Below are 24,587 nucleotides of genomic sequence, written 5' to 3' on the forward strand. Positions count from 1 at the left end.
TGAGTCATAATGGCGTATAAATTTGTAGATAATTATAGAGAAAAAGGTGCTCGTAAGCAATTGGTGCAGCTGCTGAAGACAAGAGGTATTAGTGACCAGAATGTGCTGAATGCCATTGCTAAAGTACCACGTCATTTTTTCTTTGATGAAACCTTTTGGAATCAAGCATATAAAGATATCGCATTTCCAATCGGCGATGGACAAACGATATCTCAACCGTATACTGTTGCTTATCAATCGGAACTGCTGCATGTTAAAAAAGGAGATAAGGTTTTAGAAATAGGAACAGGTTCGGGATATCAAACTTGTATACTGCTGGAGCTGGGCGCTCAGGTTTATACCATAGAACGACAAGAAAATTTATATAATAGAACAATACAGGTATTGCCATATATGGGATATAAACCCCATTTTTTCTGTGGGGACGGTTCTAAAGGAATTGAACAGCATGCACCATATGATAAGATTATCGTAACTGCGGGTGCTCCATTTGTACCCGAGATTATGCTGAAGCAGTTAAAAATAGGGGGTATATTTGTAATACCGGTAGGTGATGAGAAAGAACAAAAAATGGTCACAATCATTCGGGTTGGTGAGAATGATTTTGATAGAATTGAATTAGATACATTTAGATTTGTCCCTTTGGTTGGGGATCAAGCTTGGTAATAACCAGGCTTTTTTTTAGCGATTTGGATTATGATCCCTTCTTACTATTAAATGTTCAGAGAAATGACGAATATAGGGCTGATGATAAAGAATAGCACTGTGATCTAAATGCATCAAATTAGTGAGGAAGTTTTACTGCGTACATCTAATAACTAATGATACATCAAACTGCTAGTAAAGAAGATGTGAATGCCTTAAATAATTAATAAAAAGTAAACAAAATGAGTGTAACGTGCCTATAATGCCGTTGAAAATGGATACTCATAAATAATTATATATAGATGGAAGCGAGCATGAGCATATGTACTGCTTTTGGGGAGGAGTACATATGCTCGCTTCATTACCGTTAAACAACAAATTATACTTCAATGAAAGATAAAATGATGGATTTATATCTTAGCAATAAGGAACAGATTGAACAGGAAGTGAAAAAGCTCGACAGAGTGATCAATAAGAATAGTTTTTATCGCCTCGGTGTTATTATTTTTGGTGGGGCAGCGCTATTCTATTCATTTCAGCTTGAAAATCTTGTTCTTGTATTGATTTTATTTTTTGCACTGATATTTCTTTTTGCTTTTTTGGTTAATAGACAAAGTAAATTAGAAAAAATAAGTGATTACCAGAAAGCGTTATTAGCGGTCAATGTCAATGAGCTAACGCTAGCAAATACAGGAGTCAATATCTACGATAACGGTATGCATCTGGAAGATGGTAAGCATCCTTACAGCTCCGATCTGGACATTGTAGGAAATCATTCGCTATTTGAGTTATTAAACCGCTCAACTACAAAACTGAGTATAGCGGTATTAGGTAGTTGGTTACTTAATGATGCAAAGCGTGGCGAGATTGTGAAACGTCAGGAAGCTGCAGCTGAAATAGCTAGTGATATGCGTTGGAGTCAGGATTTTCAAGCAAAGCTTTTATCAAATCTGAATCAGAAGCTAGATGTAAAGTCTTTTTTAGCAACCTATTTTGAGTCCGGAGATTTTACATTCGGAAGCGCAATTATGCGGATCTATGTTAAGCTTGCCTCTTTTATATTTATAGGATCGGTCGTTTTAGCCGTTTTTGTTCCATCTGTGGCATACCTCCCAGTCATCATAGGATTGATCCATATCCTTTGGTCAATGTTCAATGGTGGCAAAATTTCTTTTTTTTCCAGTCGGATCGATAAAGTAGGAAATCTGCTGGATTCATATGCCGCAAGTATGGAACTGGTCGAAAATAGGGCTTGGACAGCGAACCGTAACCAGGAATTACAGGAAAAATTAAAAATAGAGGGGTCATCAGATTCGGTTTCCCATGCGTTCAAGAAATTGGGTAAGCTGATCAGTAATCTGGATGCCCGAAACAACATGATGGTCGGGACAGTTTTAAATCTGATATTTTTATGGGATTTTAAGCAGGTATTGGCCATTGTAGACTGGAAAGCTAAGTATCAAGCTAATATTTTGGAAGCTTTTGATACTTTAGCTGAAGTAGAGGCTTTGGTGAGTTTAGGTACTTGGAAGCGTAATCATGCTGAATGGACTACCCCAATTATTCTTGACCATCTGGAGACACCCATAGAAGCTGTCGATTTGGCGCATCCCTTGATTGCATCTGATAAATCTATTGCCAATACCTATATCAATGCTGATCATGAAATCGCTTTGGTGACAGGATCTAATATGGCTGGAAAGAGTACATTTCTGCGTACTGTCGGTATAAATGCTGTTTTGGCTTATGCGGGAGCAGTAGTGCCAGCAAGATCTTTCAAAATTCCGATGTTTCATTTGATATCTTATATGCGCATTAAGGATAATCTGAATGAAAGTACGTCAACTTTTAAAGCAGAATTGGACCGGATGAAATTTATTTTAGAAACTGTAGCGGAACGCAACGATAGTTTCTTTTTAATCGATGAGATGTTAAGGGGAACTAATTCTGTTGATAAATACTTAGGCTCTAGAGCTATTATCAAAAAATTGATTACAGAAAAAGGAAAGGGAATGGTTGCAACGCATGATCTGCAATTATCAACGTTAGCCGACGAATATCCACAGGTTGTAAAGAATTACCACTTTGATATACAGGTGATCCAAGGAGAAATGCTATTCGATTATAAACTGAAAATAGGAGAGTGTAAAATATTTAATGCTTCAATGTTGTTAAAAGGTATTGGAGTCGACGTAGAACAAGGAAGAAATTAAACAAAAATGACATTACAAGAAAGAATTGAACAGTCGAGAACACATCATTTTATAACTGTTTTTCCGTTTACAACAAATCACCACGCAACATTATTTGGTGGTAAAGCCATGGCGATCATGGACGAGGTAACTTTTATGTGTGCAACACGGTTCTGTAGAAAAGCACTCGTAACTGTTTCCTCAGATAAGATTGATTTTGAAAAAGCAATCCCTGCTGGAAGTATGATTGAAGCTATTGCGGAAGTAATACATGTAGGAAGGACTAGCTTAAAGGTAAAAGTGGAAATCTTCTTAGAAGATATGTACAAAGATGGAAGAGAATTAGCGGTGAAGGGTGTTTTCTCATTTGTTGCCTTAGATGATAATAAAAAGCCGATACCAGTTTTACAGGGACTGGAAATCGAAGATTAGTATATCGGATATCCTAAATTGCGTATGGAATAACAGGTCGTGTTATTCCATACGTTTTATAGGAGATAGGTCGTTTAACTCTTCCTCAGTAAATAGCCTATAGTGTACTTTGAAAGTTTTCCCCAAAGAAGACTCTAAAGAAAATCCCCCCGGGCCAAACCCATCAAGTACATCAAGTGTGAAATGTGAAAATTTCCAATATTCAAATAAATCCCGATCGATCCAAAATTCATAACCTTCAGCAAGCCCGATCATAGCATCATTCATTCTGGGATAGTATCCCCCTTTTTCAAAACATTGAGGCTGTGTGCCCTCGCAACATCCTCCGGCCTGATAGAACATCAGATCTCCGTGTTGAGCTACTAATTCACGAATTAGTTCTTTGGCTTTTTCAGTAACTGCTAAACGCTCTGTCATCATATATTGCTTTTATATCAGTATCATAAGAAATTAAAAAATGGGATTATATCGATAACCCCATTTTTTAATATTGTGTTTTGCTGATTAGAAAAATCCAAGTTTCTCTTTGCTATAAGAAATCAGCATATTTTTTGTTTGACGGTAATGGTCGAGCATCATTTTATGATTCTCACGTCCGATACCCGATTGCTTATAACCACCAAAAGGAGCGCCTGCAGGATAAGAGTGATATTGGTTGACCCATACACGTCCAGCCTGGATAGCGCGCGGGATTTGGTATAGTTGATGAGCATCTCGTGTCCATACACCAGCTCCCAGCCCATAAATGGTATCATTAGCAATTTCTAAAGCCTCTTTTTCATCTTTAAATGTAGTTACTGCTAATACCGGGCCGAATATTTCCTCTTGGAAAATACGCATTTTGTTATGACCCTTAAATAAAGTTGGTTTGATATAATAACCATCTTCTAAGCCATCACCCAAATGGTTCTCATCGCCACCAGTTAATACTTCTGCCCCCTCTTCTTTACCCAATTTAATATAGGACATGATTTTATCCTTTTGGATTTTTGAAGCCTGTGCACCCATCATAGTCTCAGGATCCAAAGGATCACCAACTTTAATTTGATTCACACGGTCTATTACTTTAGCAATAAAGCGTTCGTAAATATCCTCCTGAATCAATAAACGCGATGGACAAGTGCAAATTTCACCTTGATTTAATGCAAACAGAACAGCTCCCTCAATTGCTTTGTCTAAAAATGCATCGTCGTGGTCCATGACAGAACTGAAGAAAACATTTGGAGATTTACCGCCCAATTCCAATGTTACAGGAATGATATTTTCAGTTGCATACTGCATTACCATACGACCTGTTGCGGTAGAACCTGTAAATGCAGCTTTAGAAACTTTAGGGTTTGTTACTAATGCGCGACCTAATTCACCACCAAAACCATTCACGATGTTAACAACACCAGCAGGAAGTAAATCACCGATTATTTCCATTAAAACAAGAATTGATGTTGGGGTACTTTCCGCAGGTTTTAGAACCACACAGTTACCTGCAGCTAATGCAGGAGCTAATTTCCATACAGCCATCAGAATAGGGAAGTTCCAAGGGATAATCTGCGCGATCACACCAATAGGTTCATGCACAATAAGAGACACCGTATTTTGATCCAATTCACTTAGTGAACCTTCTTCAGCACGGATAACACTTGCAAAATAACGGAAGTGATCAATGGCTAAAGGAATATCGGCATTTAATGTTTCGCGAACAGCTTTTCCGTTGTCAACAGTTTCCACTGTGGCAATATATTCTAAATTTTGTTCGATGCGGTCTGCTATTTTATTTAAAATGATGCTTCTTTCGGTTGCTGAAGTCTTTCCCCAAGTTTCAAATGCTTTCGCGGCAGTATCAACAGCTAGTTCTAAATCTTCTTTTGTAGAATGTGCGACTTGTGTAAATACTTTTCCATCTAAGGGAGAAATATTGTCAAAATATTTACCTAATGTAGGTGGAACAAATTCTCCACCAATGTAATTTCCATAACGTTCTTTAAACGATGGTCTTTGAATTGCTGCCATAATATTTATTTTTATAATGTTATACAAATTGTTGAATACCAAATTTAACGAAAACGATTGTTCTCGTATAGCATTATAGTTTCAAACGATAGCACTATAGGTGCAACACTGTCAGCAAATATTTCTATTAATCAAGTTAACACTATTGGATATTTAAGACAATTTGTCTAAGTTTGATTACCAGCCAATTATAATAAAAGATAGGGATATGATAAATAACAGGCTTGTAAATACATTACCATTTTCGTCGCGTCATGAACTTTCTACTTTGGTAGAAAATAGGAGAGCTTTTACGTTAGAAAATTTGGAGCTTAATGTCTTTGAAACATATAAGGCGTCAGAAAAAGTAGCGTTACAGTTTGATGATCTGGTAATGATCAATATGATTCAGGGTAAAAAAGTGATGCATTTGCAACAGGTGGATTCCTTTGATTATTTACCGGGTCAGACCATGGTTTTGCCAGCCTATAGTAAGATGCAGATCGATTTTCCCGAAGCGACTTTTACCGACCCTACGCAATGTACGGCGCTGACCATAAGTAAAAGTAAGATAGACGGTGTGATCAGCCGTTTAAATGAGTGCTATCCCAAAGAACAACATTTAGCAGATTGGAAATTAGATATGAATTTATTCCATCTCTATAATACACCCGAATTGACAGATTTAATTAATAAATTATTTCAGACCATTACGGGAGATAATGTGTTGAAAGATGCATTAGCAGATTTAGCATTTAATGAATTAGTTATTCGTCTTCTACAGACGCAGTCACTATTATCACTTGATATTGCCAAGACAAAAACAAACACGGTATTACAGCATATTCGGAACTATATACATGCCAACCTTTCAGAATCCATTACTGTGGAAATTTTGGAAAAGCAGGCAAATATGAGTAAATCAAGTCTATTTCGCCTTTTTAAGAATGAGTTGGGAATAACGCCTATCGAATATATCATACGAACGCGTATGCAACAGGCAAAGAGCTTATTACGGAAAACAAGAAGTGTTAAAGAGACGTGCTTTAGTTTGGGATTTAATGATGTAAACTACTTCGTCCGTCTCTTTAAAAGCAGGGTGGGAGTGACACCCGGTGCTTATATAATAGGAGAATAAAATTTTATTTTTTCATCATCCTATCAAGCTCTCTTTTGCCTTCTCTTTCCTTGATTGTATCACGCTTGTCAAAGTCTTTTTTACCTTGTGCTAAGGCAATTTCGACTTTTGCAAATCCTCTGGCACTGATGAAAATACGTAAAGGAACGATTGTAAAGCCTTTCTCTTCACCTTTCACGCGTAATTTTTTTAATTCTTTTTTTGTTAAAAGCAACTGGCGATCTCGTTTTGCTTCATGATTGTAAAAAGATCCATGCGAATACTCGGCAATATGCATGTTCCGCAAATAAAGTCCATCATGGAAAAAGTTGCAGAAACTGTCGTTGATATTTGCTTTCCCTTCCCTAATTGATTTAATTTCAGTGCCTAGTAAACGTATTCCTGCAACATACCTGTCCAGAAGGTTGTATTCAAATGAAGCTCTTTTATTTTTTATATTGATATCTGATGATATTGCCATAATTTCTTAATATATTTATTCCTATTCCATTTCCAATACAAACCAGATTAAGTTTGTTAAATGTAATCACATAGGAAAGCAAATATAAATATTATAATGGTGTTTTTTTAGCATTGTTATTTTTGGATTTTAATTTAAGTGTTAAATTAAAATTATTTTTACGATATTTATATGTGAAAAATATGACTAACATTAAGTGAAAGTCAGCTTTTGTTTTCGTATGTTTGCATCGTTTTTGATTTAATACTGTTTTTCGTGCAGTATTATGAAGTCATTTTGTGTTAATCTATTTGGAAGTAGGAATTGAAAGTGTTGATGATGAAGCTATTATTTTGGTAATCATTACAATCAAAAACAATTATAAAATTTAAGAAATACCTTTTAATCGCATGAGTAAAGGAAAATTAGGCGAGAGAATATCGCAATTTAAAATCGTTAATGAATTAAAAGCTAAGGGCTTATACGCTTATTTTAGACCGATTCAGTCGAGACAGGATACCGAAGTGAAAATTGATGGCAAGCGTGTTTTGATGTTTGGTTCTAATTCTTATTTAGGGTTAACGACGGATGAACGTATTATCAAAGCTTCTCAAGACGCATTAGCAAAATATGGAACCGGTTGTGCTGGATCTCGTTTTTTAAATGGTACTTTAGATATTCATGTGGAGCTTGAAGAGAAATTGTCGGCTTATGTGGGGAAAGAGTCTACTATTTTATTCAGTACAGGTTTTCAATCAAACTTGGGCCCATTATCATGTCTTACTGGTCGCAATGATTATATCTTATTGGATGAACGTGATCATGCTTCTATCATTGATGGAAGTAGATTATCTTTTTCTAAAGTAATCAAGTATGCACACAATGATATGAATGATCTGCGTGCAAAAATTGCTAGATTACCAGAAGAAAGTGGTAAATTGATTGCAACGGATGGTATCTTCAGTATGGAGGGAGATATTGTTAATTTGCCTGAATTGATAAAGATTGCAGATGAATTTGATGCAACTGTTATGGTTGATGATGCACATAGTTTAGGTGTAATCGGAGAAAAAGGTGCAGGTACTGCCTCTCACTTTGGATTAACTGACAGTGCCGACTTAATTATGGGTACTTTCAGTAAATCATTTGCCTCTCTAGGTGGCTTTGTATCAGGCGATGCTGATGTTATCGATTACTTGAAACACTCTGCGCGTTCAGTTATGTTCAGTGCAAGTATGACACCAGCTTCTGTCGCTTCGACATTGAAAGCTTTGGAGATTATACAAACCGAACCTCAGCATATTGAGAAATTATGGTCAAATACAAATTATGCTAAAAAATTACTTTTAGAAAGTGGATTTGATTTAGGTGCTACAGAAAGCCCTATATTACCGATCTTTATTAGAAATAACGAGAAAACATTCTGGGTAACCAAAATGCTTCAAGACGATGGGGTTTTTGTTAATCCAGTAGTTTCACCTGCTGTTCCTGCAGAAGAATCATTGATTCGTTTCTCTTTAATGGCAACACATAGCTTTGATCAAATTGATGAAGCTATTGAGAAGATGGTAAAAGTCTTCAAATTAGCAGATGTTGAATCTTTAATCTAAGTGTCTATTATGATACAGGTTATTCCCGTTGAAACAAAGAAACACAAACGGTTATATATAGATTTTCCGCATAGTTTATATGCGGAAAATCCTTATTATGTACCAGAGCTATATCTTGCTCAGTATGATTTGCTTACTCCTGGTAAGCATCCTTTCTACAAACATTCCTCCACACAATTATTTTTAGCATACAAAGATCAAAAACTGGTCGGTCGTATCGCCGCAATTTGGAATGTTAATCATAATGCATTCAATCAAGTGCAGGAAGGGCAATGGGGATTTTTTGATTGTATTAACGATCAAGAGGTTGCAAATGCTTTGTTTCAAGCAGCAAAGGATTGGGTGAAAGCTAAAGGTGGAACTAATATTGTTGGTCCAATTAATTTAACGACTAATGATACTTGTGGTTTATTGATCGAAGGATTTGATAGCCCACCTGTAGCGATGATGCCTTATAATTTTCCTTATTATCCAGAATTAGTTACTCAAGCAGGTTTTCAAAAAAAAGTTGATTTGCGTGCCTACCTAGTGATGGAAAATAAAGCAAGTAAACGATCTGTGCTGTTGTTGGAGAAACTGGAAGAACGATTAAACCGTTCGGGAATTAAGATTCGTCAAATGAACTTGAAGGATTTTAAAAATGAAACCGAGCGAATTAGGGAGATTTATAATAAAGCTTGGGATAAAAACTTAGGTTTTGTGCCTTTTACGGAAGATGAATTTAACTACGCTGCAAAGGAAATGAAAATGATCGTTGATCCTCGATATGCTTTATTGGCTGAAAAGGATGGGAAGGTCATTGGATTCGCTTTAGGAATTCCGGATATCAATCAGATTCTAATTAAAATCAAACGTGGTAGACTATTGCCGACTGGGATTTTTAAATTGCTCTTTGGATTGAAAAAGGTAAACCTAATTCGAGTTTTGATGCTTGGCGTATTGGATGAGTATCGTAAATTAGGAATAGAAGCCTGCCTTTATGGTAGGATAATTAAAAACTCTGGCGATGGCTTTACCGTCAAAGGAGCAGAATGCTCGTGGATGCTTGATACTAATTATATGATGAATCACGCCATCGAGCAAATCAATGGAGAATTATACAAACGCTATCGTTTGTATGAGCAAGCGCTATGAGAAAAAAAATCCTAATCACAGGCGCAAGTGGTTTTGTCGGTTATCATCTCGTTCAAGCTGCCCGTGAGGCAGGTTTGGAGGTGCATGCAGCTGTTCGGAAAACCAGTGATGTCAGTGAAATAAAGTCTTTTGTTGATCAATTTGTTTATCCTGATTTTAAAGATAAGGATTCATTATTGAAACTGCTGGAGCAAGAGCAATATGCCTATATTGTTCATGGAGCAGCTATGACTAGAGCGAAGAATGAGCAGGATCTTGTTGATGTTAATGTCGGTTATACTGAAGTTTTAGCGGATGCGGTATTTCAGGCTAATATTCCTCTTGAACGTTTTGTTTTTATCAGTAGTTTGGCAGCTATTGGCCCGGTGGCCTATGATGCACCAGCTATCAATGAACAAAATGAGTATCATCCTGTGACTGCTTATGGTCGAAGTAAGGTGTTAGCAGAACGCATGCTTGAAAAATATGTAGCTAATAAGCTTTCGATTATTCGCCCCACCGCGGTGTATGGTCCCAAAGAGAAAGATCTTTTTGTTTTATTTAAAACATTAAATGCTGGATTTGATGCCTATATCGGGAAATCGCCACAAAAATTAACGTTTGTCTTTGTGAAAGATCTGACAGATGCTATTTTAAATGCTTGTTTTCTCGATAATGGAAATAAAAAATCTTACAATATTACAGACGGTCAAGTTTATGGTCGTTATGAAATGGCGACAATTTTCAAGAAATACACTTCAAAATCATTATATAGATTTCATCTTCCATTTAGTCTTGTGAAAGGTGTTGCTCAGGTTATGGAGCGGGCTTATAAAAATTCCAGCACCATACCGGTATTGTATCCGGAAAGATTAAATGAATTGACAGCAGCCAGTTGGGCATGTGACATCAGTTCGTCAAAAGAAAATATTCAATATAGACCGCGTTATGATTTGGATGCTGGACTGAAGGTTACAATTCAGTGGTACCGTGATCATAATTGGTTATAATAAAAAGAGAGATGAGTGGTCAAAAAATAAATAAAAAACTTTTTCAAGATAGAAAAAGAACAAATATATTGAGTAATCCGGAACAGAAATTTATTTCATATTTAGTTCCACGTATTCCAAATTGGATTTCGTCCGATGGTTTGACAGCGATCGGTCTATTTGGATCCGTCATGATTATGGCAAGTTTTATCTTGGCCCAATATTGTGACATTAATTATCTACTGCTAGGTATTCTAGGCTTTTTTATTCAATGGTTCGGGGACTCTCTTGATGGCCGTATTGCTTTTTATAGAAATAAATCGCGTAAATGGTATGGATTTTCACTGGATATTGTAATGGATTGGATCAGTACGGTACTGATTGGTCTGGGGTATGTATTTTATGCAAAAGGTAATTTTGAATTAACAGGTTTTGTATTGGTAGCTTTGTATGGCTGGGCCATGATTCTTTCTTTGTTGCGTTATAAGGTAACAGATAAGTATACAATAGATGCTGGAATTGTTGGGCCTACAGAAATCAGGGTCATTATATGTCTTGTTTTACTTATAGAAGTGTTTTTTGTAGGTGCAATTCATTACTTAGTGATGGGTATCTGTGCTATTCTTTTTGTTATCAATTCTATTGATACTAAAAAGTTATTAGATTTAGGCGATATCAGAGATGCTGAAGAGAAGAAAACTAAAGAGTCAGAAAATTTATAAGATATGAACCCAAAAATCAAAGAGTTCTTTAAGGCGCAGTTATCTGCTTTTGTAGGTGGTCTTTCCGATTTTGGTATTTATACTTTTTGTTATAAAGTGCTGAGTTTTTCTCCAGCATTTTCAAATGTAATCAGTGGCTCTTTAGGAGCCATTGTTAATTTCGTTATTAACCGTTATTGGTCTTTCAATAATACTGCCGCCCCGTTGGGCCAGCAGCTCGGTAAATTTGTAGTTGTAGTTGCAGGAAGTATTTTATTAAAGTCGGGTGGTATTTATTTATTGGATGATATATGGCACTTACATCCATTAGTCTCCAAAGTAATAGTGGAGATTATTGTTTCCTTGGGATTTAATTATACACTTCAGCGATTTTGGGTTTTTAAAAAGTAGAAATCGGCTTTTGAAATATTTATGGAATAAGATTATTAAGGTCATCTCAACGGAGATGACTTTTTTATTTTTCGGCCTTTTCCTTAATAAAATGAATCAGAGCTTCTTTGCGTATATTTTGATTTTTACTTCAATTTTATTTTTCCTTAATATTACGATGCTCATCGTAAGGACGCTATAGCTTTCATTTATTTAAAGAGATTTCAAGGTGTGATTGCTTCATGGAGCAGCATTGTTTTGATAAGATGATAGCACGACGTTAAAGTAATTAGTAACGTCATAAATCACACTGTACTTAAGTAAATAAAAAGAAACCTACTATTGTTAGCGAGTTGATACCATGTTATAAGCAAGTAGGGATCTTGTTCGAATATAGTAGAGGTATAACAGGGGGATAAGAGGGGGTTTATAGAGGGTTAGTAGGGGTCAAGCCCTATTAACCCCCTACAAAATCCCAGTAATCTCTCTATAAATTCTAGCTTAAGTAATAATCAGGTCCCTTTCAGTTCCTGATCAGGTTATAATATGCCTTATTCTGGAGTATCTGTACGGAGAGTAATAGTAATAGTAATAGTAATAGTAATAGTGTCGATGATGCCGCTGTACCGAAAAAGATATCATTTCCACTTGGCTATTCCGTAAAAGCATACTGCATCCATAAAAGACGGTTCAGGACGAACAGTTCCCCCGCTACCCCTTTTTATAGTTTAAAGCCAGGATTGTCCGTTTTTCAGCCTCTGTAATAGGTCATAGGTAAATTTATCGGTCAGGTTATAAGCTGTTTACCGGTTCACGGCAAACTATTTCCGGAAAAGATTAGGAAGTGATTATAAAAAGGTGCTATCTTTGCACCACTCCGCAAGGGAGGAACGGCTGATCCGAAAGGATGGGCACTGAAAAAAGAAGGGTTTAATTCAGGTTAAACGCAGAAACAGCAGGAAAACAAAAAAATAAATTTTCACATTTATTTTGGAGAAACCAAAAAGATTTCTACCTTTGCAGTCCCAACGGAAACGAAGGGAAACAGAATAAGATCGATAACGGCGCAATGCCGACATCATAAAAGCCGAAGCGAGATGCGGAAGCGATGAGAGTTCTTTAAAAATATAATCATGTAACGTAACGAGTAGTGTTGAGAAACAACGAAAGTTAAAAAAATCAACCTGTTCAATTTTAGAATTAGAAATTAAAATACAAGACAATTCTATTTATTATAAATAGTCTTGATCTTACACTTCATTTTACAATGGAGAGTTTGATCCTGGCTCAGGATGAACGCTAGCGGCAGGCCTAATACATGCAAGTCGGACGGGATTCAGGGAGTAGCTTGCTACGAACTGATGAGAGTGGCGCACGGGTGCGTAACGCGTGAGCAACCTACCCATATCAGGGGGATAGCCTCTCGAAAGAGAGATTAACACCGCATAACATCATTAACCGGCATCGGTTTGTGATCAAATATTTATAGGATATGGATGGGCTCGCGTGACATTAGCTAGTTGGAGAGGTAACGGCTCACCAAGGCTACGATGTCTAGGGGCTCTGAGAGGAGAATCCCCCACACTGGTACTGAGACACGGACCAGACTCCTACGGGAGGCAGCAGTAAGGAATATTGGTCAATGGAGGCAACTCTGAACCAGCCATGCCGCGTGCAGGATGACTGCCCTATGGGTTGTAAACTGCTTTTGTCAGGGAATAAACCTTTCTACGTGTAGAAAGCTGAATGTACCTGAAGAATAAGGATCGGCTAACTCCGTGCCAGCAGCCGCGGTAATACGGAGGATCCAAGCGTTATCCGGATTTATTGGGTTTAAAGGGTGCGTAGGCGGTCCTATAAGTCAGTGGTGAAAGACGGCAGCTTAACTGTCGCAGTGCCTTTGATACTGTAGGACTTGAATCTATTTGAAGTGGGCGGAATAAGACAAGTAGCGGTGAAATGCATAGATATGTCTTAGAACTCCGATTGCGAAGGCAGCTCACTAAGTTAGTATTGACGCTGATGCACGAAAGCGTGGGGATCAAACAGGATTAGATACCCTGGTAGTCCACGCCCTAAACGATGATAACTCGATGTTTGCGATACACAGTAAGCGTCCAAGCGAAAGCGTTAAGTTATCCACCTGGGGAGTACGGTCGCAAGATTGAAACTCAAAGGAATTGACGGGGGCCCGCACAAGCGGAGGAGCATGTGGTTTAATTCGATGATACGCGAGGAACCTTACCCGGGCTTGAAAGTTAGTGAATGATCCAGAGACGGATCAGTCCTTCGGGACACGAAACTAGGTGCTGCATGGCTGTCGTCAGCTCGTGCCGTGAGGTGTTGGGTTAAGTCCCGCAACGAGCGCAACCCCTATGTTTAGTTGCCAGCACATAATGGTGGGGACTCTAAACAGACTGCCAGCGTAAGCTGTGAGGAAGGTGGGGACGACGTCAAGTCATCATGGCCCTTACGTCCGGGGCTACACACGTGCTACAATGGACGGTACAGCGGGCAGCTACATAGCAATATGATGCTAATCTCTAAAAGCCGTTCACAGTTCGGATTGAGGTCTGCAACTCGACCTCATGAAGTTGGATTCGCTAGTAATCGCGTATCAGCAATGACGCGGTGAATACGTTCCCGGGCCTTGTACACACCGCCCGTCAAGCCATGAAAGTTGGGGGTACCTAAAGCATGTAACCGCAAGGAGCGTGTTAGGGTAAAACCGATAATTGGGGCTAAGTCGTAACAAGGTAGCCGTACCGGAAGGTGCGGCTGGAATACCTCCTTTCTAGAGCATTCGGAATTGAAGCTCGTTACGGATACACATGATTTATATAAGAAACAAATAAGAAACATTTGAAGAAATGTGCCCATCCCTGAAAATGGATGGTCCAGAGAGATAGAATGATAAGCTAGTCCCGTAGCTCAGTTGGTTAGAGCACTACACTGATAATGTAGGGGTCAGCAGTTCAAATCTGCTCGGGACTACCATAAATAAGACGGGGAATTAGCTCAGCTGGCTAGAGCACCTGCCTTGCACGCAGGGGGTCATCGGTTCGACTCCGATATTCTCCACACGTATGCCCGGACACTAAGATATTGTGTTCACGATAAGGCTACAAAGAGTTCTTTGACATATTGAAAGAAAAAAAATTACAAGAGAAGACAACAGTAGAGACAATACTGTGATGTGCTTGATGTATTATGAAGACCCTCGGTCAAGGCCGAACGGATTAATGCGTAGCATCACGGTTATATATCAAAAAGCAACCCATAGTAGCAAAAGGGCTATGAGGTGAAGAAAGTAAATAAGGGCGCACGGGGGATGCCTAGGCTCTCAGAGGCGATGAAGGACGTGATAAGCTGCGATAAGCTTCGGGGATTAGCAAATGTGAGTTTGATCCGAAGATTTCCGAATGGGGCAACCTAGCATACTGAAGGTATGTTGTAAAATACGCGAACGCGCTGAACTGAAACATCTAAGTAGGCGTAGGAGAAGAAAATAATAATGATTTCCCAAGTAGTGGCGAGCGAACGGGAAAGAGCCCAAACCAATAATGTTACGGCATTTTTGGGGTTGTAGGGCTGCGATGTGGCATTAGCAAACAGAAGTGGAATGGGATGGGAAGCCCAGCGATACACGGTGATAGCCCTGTACACGTATAGAATGCTAGCCTAGCAGTACCCTGAGTACCGCGGGGTCGGAGACGCCCTGTGGGAATCTGTCAGCACCATCTGATAAGGCTAAATACTCCTGAGAGACCGATAGTGAACTAGTACCGTGAGGGAAAGGTGAAAAGAACCTCGAACAGAGGAGTGAAAAGAACCTGAAACCGTGTGCTTACAAGCGGTCGGAGCTGCCAGGTGCAGTGACGGCGTGCCTTTTGCATAATGAGCCTACGAGTTACTCTTGTCTGGCAAGGTTAAGTGGTTCAGCCACGCAGCCGAAGCGAAAGCGAGTCTTAATAGGGCGCATAGTCAGATGAGGTAGACGCGAAACCTTGTGATCTACCCTTGGGCAGGTTGAAGTTGCAGTAACATGTAATGGAGGACCGAACCGATAAACGTTGAAAAGTTTCCGGATGACCTGAGGGTAGGGGTGAAAGGCTAATCAAACTGGGAAATAGCTCGTACTCCCCGAAATGTTTTTAGGAACAGCGTCGGCATGGAGTCTTATAGAGGTAGAGCTACCGATTGGGTGCGGGGGAGTCAAATCCTACCAAATCCAGACGAACTCCGAATGCTATAAGATATGGCCGGCAGTGAGGCTTTGGGTGCTAAGGTCCAAGGCCGAGAGGGAAAGAACCCAGACCATCAGCTAAGGTCCCTAAATATACGCTAAGTTGAACTAACGAGGTCTGACTGCACAGACAGCTAGGATGTTGGCTTGGAAGCAGCCATTCATTTAAAGAGTGCGTAACAGCTCACTAGTCGAGCGGTCGGGCGTGGATAATAAACGGGCATCAAGTGTATTACCGAAGCTATGGATTCATGCATTTTGTGCATGTCTGGTAGGGGAGCATTCTATTTACGGAGAAGCGGTCTGGTAATGGGCCGTGGAGTTGATAGAAAAGCAAATGTAGGCATAAGTAACGATAAGGCGGGTGAGAAACCCGCCCACCGAAAGACTAAGGTTTCCTGATCAACGCTAATCGGATCAGGGTTAGTCGGGGCCTAAGGCGCATCCGAAGGGAGTAAGCCGATGGACAACTGGTTAATATTCCAGTACTTTTTATAACTGCGATGTGGTGACGGAGTAGTGACACTGCCGCGGACTGACGGAATAGTTCGTTAAAAGGCGTAGGTATAGGGACGGTAGGCAAATCCGCCGACCCTGCTGAAACCCAATAGTACAGCAAAGCTTCGGCGGCGCTGATAGAGCAGGTAAACAGACTTCCAAGAAAACCCGCTAAGCTTCAGGTTATAAAAACCCGTACCGTAAACCGACACAGGTAGTCGAGGAGAGAATCCTAAGGTGCTCGAGTGAATCATGGCTAAGGAACTCGGCAAAATGGCCCTGTAACTTCGGGAGAAGGGGCGCTTCCTCCAGCGATGGAGAAGCCGCAGTGAAAAGGCCCAGGCGACTGTTTAACAAAAACATATGGCTTTGCAAAATCGAAAGATGAAGTATAAGGCCTGACACCTGCCCGGTGCTGGAAGGTTAAGAGGGGATGTCATCGCAAGAGAAGCATTGAATCGAAGCCCCAGTAAACGGCGGCCGTAACTATAACGGTCCTAAGGTAGCGAAATTCCTTGTCGGGTAAGTTCCGACCTGCACGAATGGTGTAACGATCTGGGCGCTGTCTCAGCCATGAGCTCGGTGAAATTGTGGTATCGGTGAAGACGCCGATTACCCGCAACGGGACGGAAAGACCCCATGCACCTTCACTATAGCTTAACATTGAAATTGGGTACAGGATGTGTAGGATAGGCGGGAGATGTTGAAGTGGCTTCGCCAGGAGTCATGGAATCAACCTTGAAATACCGCCCTTTCTGTATTCGGTTTCTAACTCGATCATGTCGAGGACATTGTTTGGTGGGTAGTTTGACTGGGGTGGTCGCCTCCAAAAAGGTAACGGAGGCTTTCAAAGGTAAGCTCAGTACGCTTGGTAACCGTACGGGGAGTGCAATGGCATAAGCTTGCTTGACTGTGAGACCAACAAGTCGAACAGGGTCGAAAGACGGACATAGTGATCCGGTGGTTCTGTATGGAAGGGCCATCGCTCAAAGGATAAAAGGTACGCTGGGGATAACAGGCTGATCTCCCCCAAGAGCTCATATCGACGGGGAGGTTTGGCACCTCGATGTCGGCTCGTCACATCCTGGGGCTGGAGAAGGTCCCAAGGGTTGGGCTGTTCGCCCATTAAAGTGGCACGCGAGCTGGGTTCAGAACGTCGCGAGACAGTTCGGTCCCTATCTGTTGTGGGCGTTGGAAGTTTGAGTGGATCTGTCCTTAGTACGAGAGGACCGGGATGGACTGACCGCTGGTAAACCAGTTATGCCGCCAGGTGTACGGCTGGGTAGCTACGTCGGGAATAGATAAGCGCTGAAAGCATCTAAGTGCGAAACTAGCCACGAGATGAGACTTCCTTATAGGGCCGTAGTAGACTACTACGTTGATAGGTTGCAGGTGTAAAGGTAGAAATACCATAGCTGAGCAATACTAATCACCCGAAGCTTTCTCAAGCAACGCAGACACTGTTGTCTTCCTCTTTTAGTTTTTCTTTCAATTGTCTATAGATAATGCTTTTTATAAAGCATATATCTCATAAAAACATTTTAGGTGCCTATATCGGCGGTGTCTACCTCTTCCCATTCCGAACAGAGAAGTCAAGCCCGCCAGAGCCGATGGTATTGCCGTAACAGGTGGGAGAGTAGGTCGGTGCCTTTTTTTATACAGACGCCTTTGCTATACAGCAGAGGCTTTTTTGTGTTTATACCTTTTTTATCAAGATTATCTTATCTTTAAGAATAATTTTGATCAATATGTCACAACCTACTTTTTATAAACTCTTCGCATTATTTATACCCATATGGTTTTCATATGCTAGTCCAGCTCAGGATGTGAAACATAAGAAGCCGAATATTATTTTTATCTTGTCAGATGATCATACGAATAAAGCAATCGGTGTATATGGCAATAAATTAGCAAAAACTCCTAATATTGACCGGATCGCTAATGAAGGTGCTTTATTTAATAATTTTTTTGTAACCAATTCTATTTGTGGTCCCAGTCGAGCAGCGCTATTAACGGGTAAGTATAGTCATGTGAATGGTTTTATTTCAAATGACAAAAAATTTAATATTAATCAGTTTATTTTCTCCAGATCTTTAGCTGAATCTGGATATCAAACTGCATGGATAGGAAAATGGCATCTGGAAACATTACCTCAGGACGCATTCAGTTATTGGACTATTCTTCCTGATCAAGGTCATTATTTTAATCCAGATTTTATTACACAGGCGAATGATACGGTTAATCATAAAGGTTATGTCACAGATATTATTACAGACCTTTCAAAGGACTGGATAGAAAAAAGAGATAAGGATAAACCATTTTTTCTTGTAATCGGTGAGAAAGCCACACATCGCGAGTGGCTGCCTGCATTAGAAGATCTCGGAGCATATGATGATGTTACTTTTCCAGTTCCGTCAACTTTCTACGATACTTATGAGAATAGGAAAGCTGCAGCTCATCAGGATATGAGTATTTCAGGAACAATGAAACTGGGCTTTGATCTGAAAGTAAATGTTGATTATGAAACCGACTGGATTTATAGCCGATTGGATAGCAAACAACGTAATGCTTACCGTGCTTATTACGGTGATCGGATAAGTAAAGAATTCAATGATAGAAAACTAACCGGTAAGAAGCTCGCAGAGTGGAAATTTCAACGTTACATGCGCGATTACTTCTCTACAGCTAAGGCGCTGGATCGTAATATCGGAAAGATTTTGAATTTCTTGGATGACAATGGTTTGGCTGAAAATACGATTGTTATTTATGGTTCGGACCAAGGGTTTTATTTAGGCGAACATGGATGGTTTGATAAGCGCTTCATATATGAAGAATCTTTGAGAACTCCTTTTATGATCCGCTATCCTAGGGTTATCAAAGCGGGTACAGTCATTGAACAGCCTGTTTTGAATATTGATTGGGCTCCCACATTGTTAGCGATGGCAGATGCTCCTGCTTCAAAAGAAATTCAAGGAAAATCTTTTTTTGATCTTTTAAAAAATGATGAAGTATCTTGGCGCGATCGAATTTATTATCATTATTATGAATATCCACAACCTCATCGTGTGATGCCACATTTTGGTATCAGAACTGCAAAGTTTAAGTTGATTCGTTTTTATGGAGAACAAGATTTTTGGGAACTTTACGATCTTGAGAAAGATCCTCAAGAATTGAATAATATTTATAGTGAGTTTGAAAATAGCGAACTATTAATTGCATTAAAAAAGGATCTGGCAATATCAATTAAAGAATACAAGGATGATCTTGCTGCAGAGATAATGAGTAAATAAAACATCTACCTTTTTTTGTACTTGTATTGACTTTTTAGGTATATATATGGTACTTTTAGAATTCCTATATCGGATTTATTTTGCCAAGATTATAACGATGACAGCATATGGCTTTTGCTGGTTGATGAGTTCATCCAATTATTAAGCTTAATCTGATCTCCTATTTAGTTGTAATTTATTATGTCAGATTTATTTGTTGCATAAACTACTTTATAAACAGGATGTTATGAGATGAAACAGCTGTAATTTTTATCGATGGACTCTTTTGGTATAGTATTTGGCTATTTTCTGAAAAGAATAGGTTATTTATGAAAGCAAAATTTGCAATTTTTTTGGGAGGGTTAATGTTATTGCTGTCTGTTAGTTCTTGTGTAGGATATTATCATGATCATGGTCATAGACCTCAACGGGGGCATCATCACGGTCACCATAAGAAAGGACATAATAAACATTACAAAAAGGGGCATAACAAGCACCATAAAGGTAATGGAAGAAATAGAGGAGGACATTAACATAATAAGGGGATTATATATCCCCTTATTATGTTATGATATAATGATCATTTCTGATTGTTTAGATAGATTCTCTAATGGTAATCGCGGCATCTAGTTCTATCGTTTCGTAGACAATTTCTCTCTTTTTTAATCGAAATTCTAGAATATGAATCATTTTTTCAAAAGCTAATTTTCCTATTCTTGTAGCTGGTTGAGAAATGCAGGTCAATGGTGGATTAAAAGAAAAGGCATAATTCGTATTTGAAAATCCAATAAGGGCAATTTCCGATGGAATTTTAATTTTTTGTTGTGCTAATAAACCTATTGTACGATTTGTCAATAAGTCTGTAGCAGTAAAAATGGCATCAGGACTTTTATTGTCATTTTTTAATTCTTCTAATTTATTTAGGATTTGTTCTTCAACGATTTGAATTTGTGATAGATCGCATCTCAGTAGTTTTTTGTCATCAAATGCGATGTTATTTTGTTTTAAAGCCTCCTGGAAACCTAGAAGTCTTTCATTTGTAACACCATTAGCAACTCCTGTAATGTGCAGTATCTTGCTGTAGTTTCTATCAATAAGTTCTTGCGTTGCTTTTTGTGCTGCTTTTTTATTATCAATTCCTATTTTGAAGGTTTGTAGATTATTATTGATACGATCGAAGATAACAATAGGACAATTGCCATTATGGAGTTGTTGTAGATAACTTAAGTTAGCACTATCTGATACAGGTGAAATTAATATACCATCAACGCCTTTTGAATATAGGATGTCAATACATTTTTTTTCTACTGCAGGGCTTTCTCGACTTTGCATAATAATGATATTGTATTTCTGAAAAAGCGAGGACTCTTCTATTCCTTCCAAAATTTGTGAAAAGAATGAATTACTGATAGTCGAAACAATAACTCCTATAATATTGGTTTTACCGGTTTTTAAACTTCTAGCTAATGCATTATACTGGTAATTATGTTCATGGGCATAAGCAATGATCTTCTCTTTTGTTTCTTTATTTATTTCGTAACTATCGGATAAGGCTTTGGAAATGGTGGGAGCTGATAAGTTTAGCGCTTTTGCGATATCTTTAAGAGTTAATCTTTTCATAATTTCCTAATATAACTTATAAAGATACTAAATTGTGTAAAGATTCGATCATTGTAAGGGACATAATGTGTTTCCAATAATTAAATCCTATGAAATCTTTCTATCTTTGTATTTATGAGTACATTATTAGATATAGGACAAAAGCCATATAATCATTATGGATCTTACTTGAAAAAGAAATATAATGGTCAACGCGTATATAAAGTCATTGTGGATGGGAATTTTACTTGTCCTAATCGTGATGGAAGTAAGGGGTATGGTGGTTGTTCATATTGTAATGTAGATTCATTTACTCCCGAATCTGCACGAAAATTACCAACAATTCGTGAACAGGTGGAAGAAGGCATTAAAAGAGCGCGAGAAGGGTACAGGGCTGATAAATTCATTATCTATTTTCAACCCAATACAAATACTTATGCTCCTGCACATTTTTTAAAGGCTATGTATGACGAAGCTTTAGCTGTTTGTCCTGAAGATACTATTGGTCTTTCTGTTGGAACAAGACCTGATTGTATTGATTTTGAAAAGGTAGCTTTGTTAGAAAGTTATTGTGATCGTTATGATGTTGATCTGGAAATGGGGATGGAGTCAATTTATGATGAAACTTTGAATAGAATTAACCGTGGCTGTTCTCATGATGAATTGCAAAAAGCACTAAAATTAGTTGAAAATAGTCCATTGGAAATTTGTGTACATACTATTTTTGGTTTTCCTTGGGAATCGCATGAAATGATGTTAAGATATGCTGATGAAATAAATAAGCACCCGCAGATTAAATTTGTGAAGTTGCATCATCTGCATATTGTTGAAGGATCGATCATGGGCGTTCAGTACAAGCGTGAACCTTTTCATGTTTTCTCCATTGATGAATATAGTGACTTTCTAGCAGAATTTATTCCGCTATTGCGACCGGATATTGTTATTCAACGTTTATTTGGGTTGGCAGATCAAGATTTACTGATTGCTCCAAATTGGGGAATGAAGAAATCAGCTATTCAAACGTACATAGATAAGGCTTTGGAACGTAAAGAGGCCATACAAGGCTCGAAATATATAGGATAAAAAAAGGTTGCTATCATTATAGCAACCTTTTTTTTATTTTTCTATGATTGATTTTAAATCGGCCGGAGAGTAATTGATCGATTTTAATGTTTTGTTATCTTCTGTTCTGAATACTAAGAATAGACCATCTACTTCTTTATAGTAACTATCGACATCTTTGGAATTTTTGTAATGTGCTATTGTTGCTTCAGCTTCTTCAATGGATTGACAGGCTTTACTCATGTTGGAACGTTGCACTTCTTCGAATAGCTCATTAAATTTGTCTTTTAAACCAAATTCAAGTACAGCACCTGCTAACACATACTGTATATCACATAATGCATCTGCTACTTCTACAAGATCATTGTTTTGGATAGCTTCTTCCAACTCTTTTAATTCTTCAGCAATTAGAGATACACGTAATGCACTGCGTTTTTCACTTGGGATTGTTGGTTTTTCTAATATCGGATGCTGGAAAACTTTATGAAATTCGGCTACGGATGTTAATGTTTTTGGATCAGTCATGTTATATTTTATTTTTGCTAAATTATGCAATATAATCTAATTTAAAAATTGAGTCAAATAAAAAAAGCAGCTGTGAAGCTGCTTTCTATATAAAGGAGTAAATATTAAATTAAATGTTTCAATTGAACTAGCTCGCGCTCTTCAATGTATCTCCAACGACCTCTTGGTAAATCCTTTTTAGTCAAGTTAGCATATACAACACGGTCTAGTTTTACTACTTCATATCCTAACGATTCAAAAATACGTCTTACGATGCGATTTTTACCACTATGGATCTGAACACCAACTTCTCTTTTACTTCCGCCAGTTACGTAGCTTAAATCATCAGGTTTTACAAAACCATCTTCCAGTTCAAGACCGAAAACAATTTTATTAAAATCACCTTGTGTTAAGCTTTTATTCAATTCTACGTTGTAGATTTTACTGATGTTATTTCGAGGGTGCGAAAGTTTTTCAGCTAAATTACCATCGTTTGTCATTAATAATAAACCAGTTGTATTTCTATCTAAACGACCTACTGGATAGATACGTTCTTTAGTAGCTTTTGAAACTAATTCCATTACTGTGTGACGCTCCTGAGGATCTTCGGTAGTAGTAATGTAATCTTTAGGTTTATTTAATAGGACATAAACCATTTTTTCACGTTTCAAACGCTCACCATTATATTTAACGTCGTCTTTAGCTGGATCTACTTTAGCACCTAATTCAGTAACGGCTTCACCATTAACACTAACAACGCCAGCTGCGATTAATTCATCTGCTTTTCTTCTAGAACATACTCCAGAATTAGCGATATAACGATTTAAACGAATTAGGCCGTCATTTTGAGAAGATTTTGAACGTTGAGGTCTTTCTGTTGATCTTCTTTCAGTAGAACCCTCTTTACGATCTTCGTCATTATTGAATTTTTTATAAGAAGATTTATATTGTCTATCTGATTTGTCTCTAGCTGGACGTTTAAAGTCAGTTTGATCACCATCAGATTTTTGAAAAGATTTGCCTTCTTTGTTAAAAGGTTTGTCAAAAGTTCTTTTTCTGTCGGAGCTATCACCTTCTTTTCTGAAAGGTCTCTCACCGCCAAAAGATCTACCTTCTTTGTTGAAAGGTTTGTCAAAAGTTCTTTTTCTGTCGGAACTTTCACCTTCTTTTCTGAACGGTCTATCACCACCAAAAGATCTGCCTTCTTTGTTGAAAGGTTTGTCAAAGCTTCTTTTTCTGTCGGAGCTATCACCCTCTTTTCTGAAAGGTCTATCACCACCAAAAGATCTGCCTTCTTTGTTGAAAGGTTTGTCAAAGCTTCTTTTTCTGTCGGAGCTATCACCCTCTTTTCTAAAAGGTCTATCACCACCAAAAGATCTACCTTCTTTGTTAAAAGGTTTGTCAAAGCTTCTTTTTCTGTCGGAGCTATCACCCTCTTTTCTGAAAGGTCTGTCACCTCCAAAAGATTTACCTTCTTTATTGAAGGGTTTGTCAAAGCTTCTTTTTCTATCGGAGTTTTCGCCATCAAATTTTTTGAAAGGTCTATCACCTCCAAAAGATTTTTTGTCGTTATTATATGGTCTGTCTGTGTTATCTTTATTGCCGAATGATGAACTTCTCGGTCTTTTGTTTTCTTTGAAATTAGAGGATCTATCATCCTTTGAACGATCGCCTCTTGGTTTGAAGTTTTCTGAGGTACTTCTTGAGTTTTTGGACTTGTCATCACGACTGTTCCTTTTATTGCTGAATGGCATCTTATTACTATAAAATAATG

General features: G+C 38.3%; 18 protein-coding genes, 2 tRNA genes and 3 rRNA genes. 17 read left to right on the forward strand and 6 right to left on the reverse strand.

The features are described 5' to 3' along the window. Nucleotides 1–9 precede the first annotated feature (9 nt). The 3 genes from M2265_RS20050 to M2265_RS20060 all read left to right on the forward strand — a co-directional run bounded on the left by M2265_RS20050 (nucleotide 10) and on the right by M2265_RS20060 (nucleotide 3,269). Nucleotides 10–666, forward strand: coding sequence for a protein-L-isoaspartate(D-aspartate) O-methyltransferase (locus M2265_RS20050; protein ID WP_021190551.1), 657 nt, complete (start codon nucleotides 10–12; stop codon nucleotides 664–666). 368 nt (nucleotides 667–1,034) lie between these two features. Beyond that, nucleotides 1,035–2,858: a MutS-related protein gene (locus M2265_RS20055; RefSeq protein ID WP_132769002.1), complete on the forward strand. Its 1,824-nt coding sequence runs from the start codon at nucleotides 1,035–1,037 to the stop codon at nucleotides 2,856–2,858. Between the two features lie 6 nt (nucleotides 2,859–2,864). Next, on the forward strand, nucleotides 2,865–3,269 hold the full coding sequence (locus M2265_RS20060; RefSeq protein ID WP_132769000.1) for an acyl-CoA thioesterase: 405 nt from the start codon (nucleotides 2,865–2,867) through the stop codon (nucleotides 3,267–3,269). Between the two features lie 42 nt (nucleotides 3,270–3,311). Here M2265_RS20060 and M2265_RS20065 read toward each other — a convergent pair whose 3' ends face one another. Then, entirely contained in the window at nucleotides 3,312–3,689 is a 378-nt protein-coding gene (locus M2265_RS20065; protein ID WP_021190548.1) for a DUF779 domain-containing protein, read from the reverse strand. An 84-nt stretch (nucleotides 3,690–3,773) separates the two neighbouring features. Then, entirely contained in the window at nucleotides 3,774–5,276 is a 1,503-nt protein-coding gene (locus M2265_RS20070) for an aldehyde dehydrogenase family protein (protein ID WP_132768998.1), read from the reverse strand. 208 nt (nucleotides 5,277–5,484) lie between these two features. Between M2265_RS20070 and M2265_RS20075 the strand changes: the two genes are divergently transcribed. After that, the gene (locus tag M2265_RS20075; protein ID WP_132768996.1) at nucleotides 5,485–6,393 is read left to right on the forward strand and encodes a helix-turn-helix domain-containing protein; all 909 of its coding nucleotides are present in this window, start codon (nucleotides 5,485–5,487) and stop codon (nucleotides 6,391–6,393) included. Between the two features lie 4 nt (nucleotides 6,394–6,397). On the opposite strand, the gene smpB is transcribed toward M2265_RS20075, so the two are convergent. Further along, a complete protein-coding gene (gene smpB, locus M2265_RS20080; RefSeq protein ID WP_132768994.1) occupies nucleotides 6,398–6,853 on the reverse strand; it encodes an SsrA-binding protein SmpB in 456 nt (151 codons plus the stop codon). Between the two features lie 389 nt (nucleotides 6,854–7,242). Between smpB and spt the strand changes: the two genes are divergently transcribed. The 12 genes from spt to M2265_RS20140 all read left to right on the forward strand — a co-directional run bounded on the left by spt (nucleotide 7,243) and on the right by M2265_RS20140 (nucleotide 20,181). Further along, on the forward strand, nucleotides 7,243–8,442 hold the full coding sequence (spt, locus tag M2265_RS20085) for a serine palmitoyltransferase (RefSeq protein ID WP_021190543.1): 1,200 nt from the start codon (nucleotides 7,243–7,245) through the stop codon (nucleotides 8,440–8,442). A 9-nt stretch (nucleotides 8,443–8,451) separates the two neighbouring features. Beyond that, nucleotides 8,452–9,576, forward strand: coding sequence for a hypothetical protein (locus M2265_RS20090; protein ID WP_132768992.1), 1,125 nt, complete (start codon nucleotides 8,452–8,454; stop codon nucleotides 9,574–9,576). Beyond that, complete coding sequence (locus M2265_RS20095; protein WP_132768990.1) at nucleotides 9,573–10,565, forward strand: NAD-dependent epimerase/dehydratase family protein; 993 nt, start codon at nucleotides 9,573–9,575, stop codon at nucleotides 10,563–10,565. Before M2265_RS20090 ends, M2265_RS20095 begins: the two co-directional genes overlap by 4 nt. 11 nt (nucleotides 10,566–10,576) lie before the next feature. After that, nucleotides 10,577–11,266 carry a CDP-alcohol phosphatidyltransferase family protein gene (locus M2265_RS20100; RefSeq protein WP_132768988.1) on the forward strand — a complete coding sequence of 230 codons (690 nt, stop codon included), beginning with the start codon at nucleotides 10,577–10,579 and terminating at the stop codon, nucleotides 11,264–11,266. A 3-nt stretch (nucleotides 11,267–11,269) separates the two neighbouring features. Beyond that, nucleotides 11,270–11,656, forward strand: a complete 387-nt coding sequence (locus tag M2265_RS20105) for a GtrA family protein (RefSeq protein WP_021190541.1) — start codon at nucleotides 11,270–11,272, stop codon at nucleotides 11,654–11,656. 1,243 nt (nucleotides 11,657–12,899) lie between these two features. Continuing rightward, nucleotides 12,900–14,429, forward strand: a 16S ribosomal RNA gene (locus M2265_RS20110). Nucleotides 14,430–14,555: 126 nt separating this feature from the next. Further along, a tRNA-Ile gene (locus M2265_RS20115) sits at nucleotides 14,556–14,632 on the forward strand. A gap of 10 nt (nucleotides 14,633–14,642) precedes the next feature. Further along, nucleotides 14,643–14,716: transfer RNA gene (locus M2265_RS20120), tRNA-Ala, on the forward strand. A gap of 223 nt (nucleotides 14,717–14,939) precedes the next feature. After that, a 23S ribosomal RNA gene (locus tag M2265_RS20125) occupies nucleotides 14,940–17,827 on the forward strand. Nucleotides 17,828–17,920: 93 nt separating this feature from the next. Continuing rightward, a 5S ribosomal RNA gene (rrf, locus tag M2265_RS20130) occupies nucleotides 17,921–18,032 on the forward strand. The 16S, 23S and 5S rRNA genes sit together here with 2 tRNA genes alongside, the layout of an rRNA operon. Before the next feature lie 95 nt (nucleotides 18,033–18,127). Continuing rightward, the gene (locus M2265_RS20135) at nucleotides 18,128–19,669 is read left to right on the forward strand and encodes a sulfatase (RefSeq protein ID WP_132771022.1); all 1,542 of its coding nucleotides are present in this window, start codon (nucleotides 18,128–18,130) and stop codon (nucleotides 19,667–19,669) included. A 308-nt stretch (nucleotides 19,670–19,977) separates the two neighbouring features. Next, nucleotides 19,978–20,181, forward strand: coding sequence for a hypothetical protein (locus M2265_RS20140; protein ID WP_132771021.1), 204 nt, complete (start codon nucleotides 19,978–19,980; stop codon nucleotides 20,179–20,181). 61 nt (nucleotides 20,182–20,242) lie between these two features. Here the strand turns inward: M2265_RS20140 and M2265_RS20145 are convergent, their stop codons facing one another. Continuing rightward, complete coding sequence (locus M2265_RS20145) at nucleotides 20,243–21,268, reverse strand: LacI family DNA-binding transcriptional regulator (RefSeq protein ID WP_132771020.1); 1,026 nt, start codon at nucleotides 21,266–21,268, stop codon at nucleotides 20,243–20,245. Between the two features lie 114 nt (nucleotides 21,269–21,382). On the opposite strand from M2265_RS20145, the gene M2265_RS20150 reads away from it, so the two are divergent. Further along, on the forward strand, nucleotides 21,383–22,330 hold the full coding sequence (locus M2265_RS20150; protein ID WP_132771019.1) for a TIGR01212 family radical SAM protein: 948 nt from the start codon (nucleotides 21,383–21,385) through the stop codon (nucleotides 22,328–22,330). Between the two features lie 33 nt (nucleotides 22,331–22,363). Here M2265_RS20150 and M2265_RS20155 read toward each other — a convergent pair whose 3' ends face one another. Further along, entirely contained in the window at nucleotides 22,364–22,834 is a 471-nt protein-coding gene (locus M2265_RS20155; protein ID WP_132771018.1) for a nucleoside triphosphate pyrophosphohydrolase family protein, read from the reverse strand. A 104-nt stretch (nucleotides 22,835–22,938) separates the two neighbouring features. Then, nucleotides 22,939–24,567, reverse strand: a complete 1,629-nt coding sequence (locus M2265_RS20160; protein WP_132771017.1) for a pseudouridine synthase — start codon at nucleotides 24,565–24,567, stop codon at nucleotides 22,939–22,941. Nucleotides 24,568–24,587 lie beyond the last annotated feature (20 nt).

Source organism: Sphingobacterium kitahiroshimense (genome assembly GCF_025961315.1).
Lineage (GTDB): Bacteria > Bacteroidota > Bacteroidia > Sphingobacteriales > Sphingobacteriaceae > Sphingobacterium > Sphingobacterium anhuiense.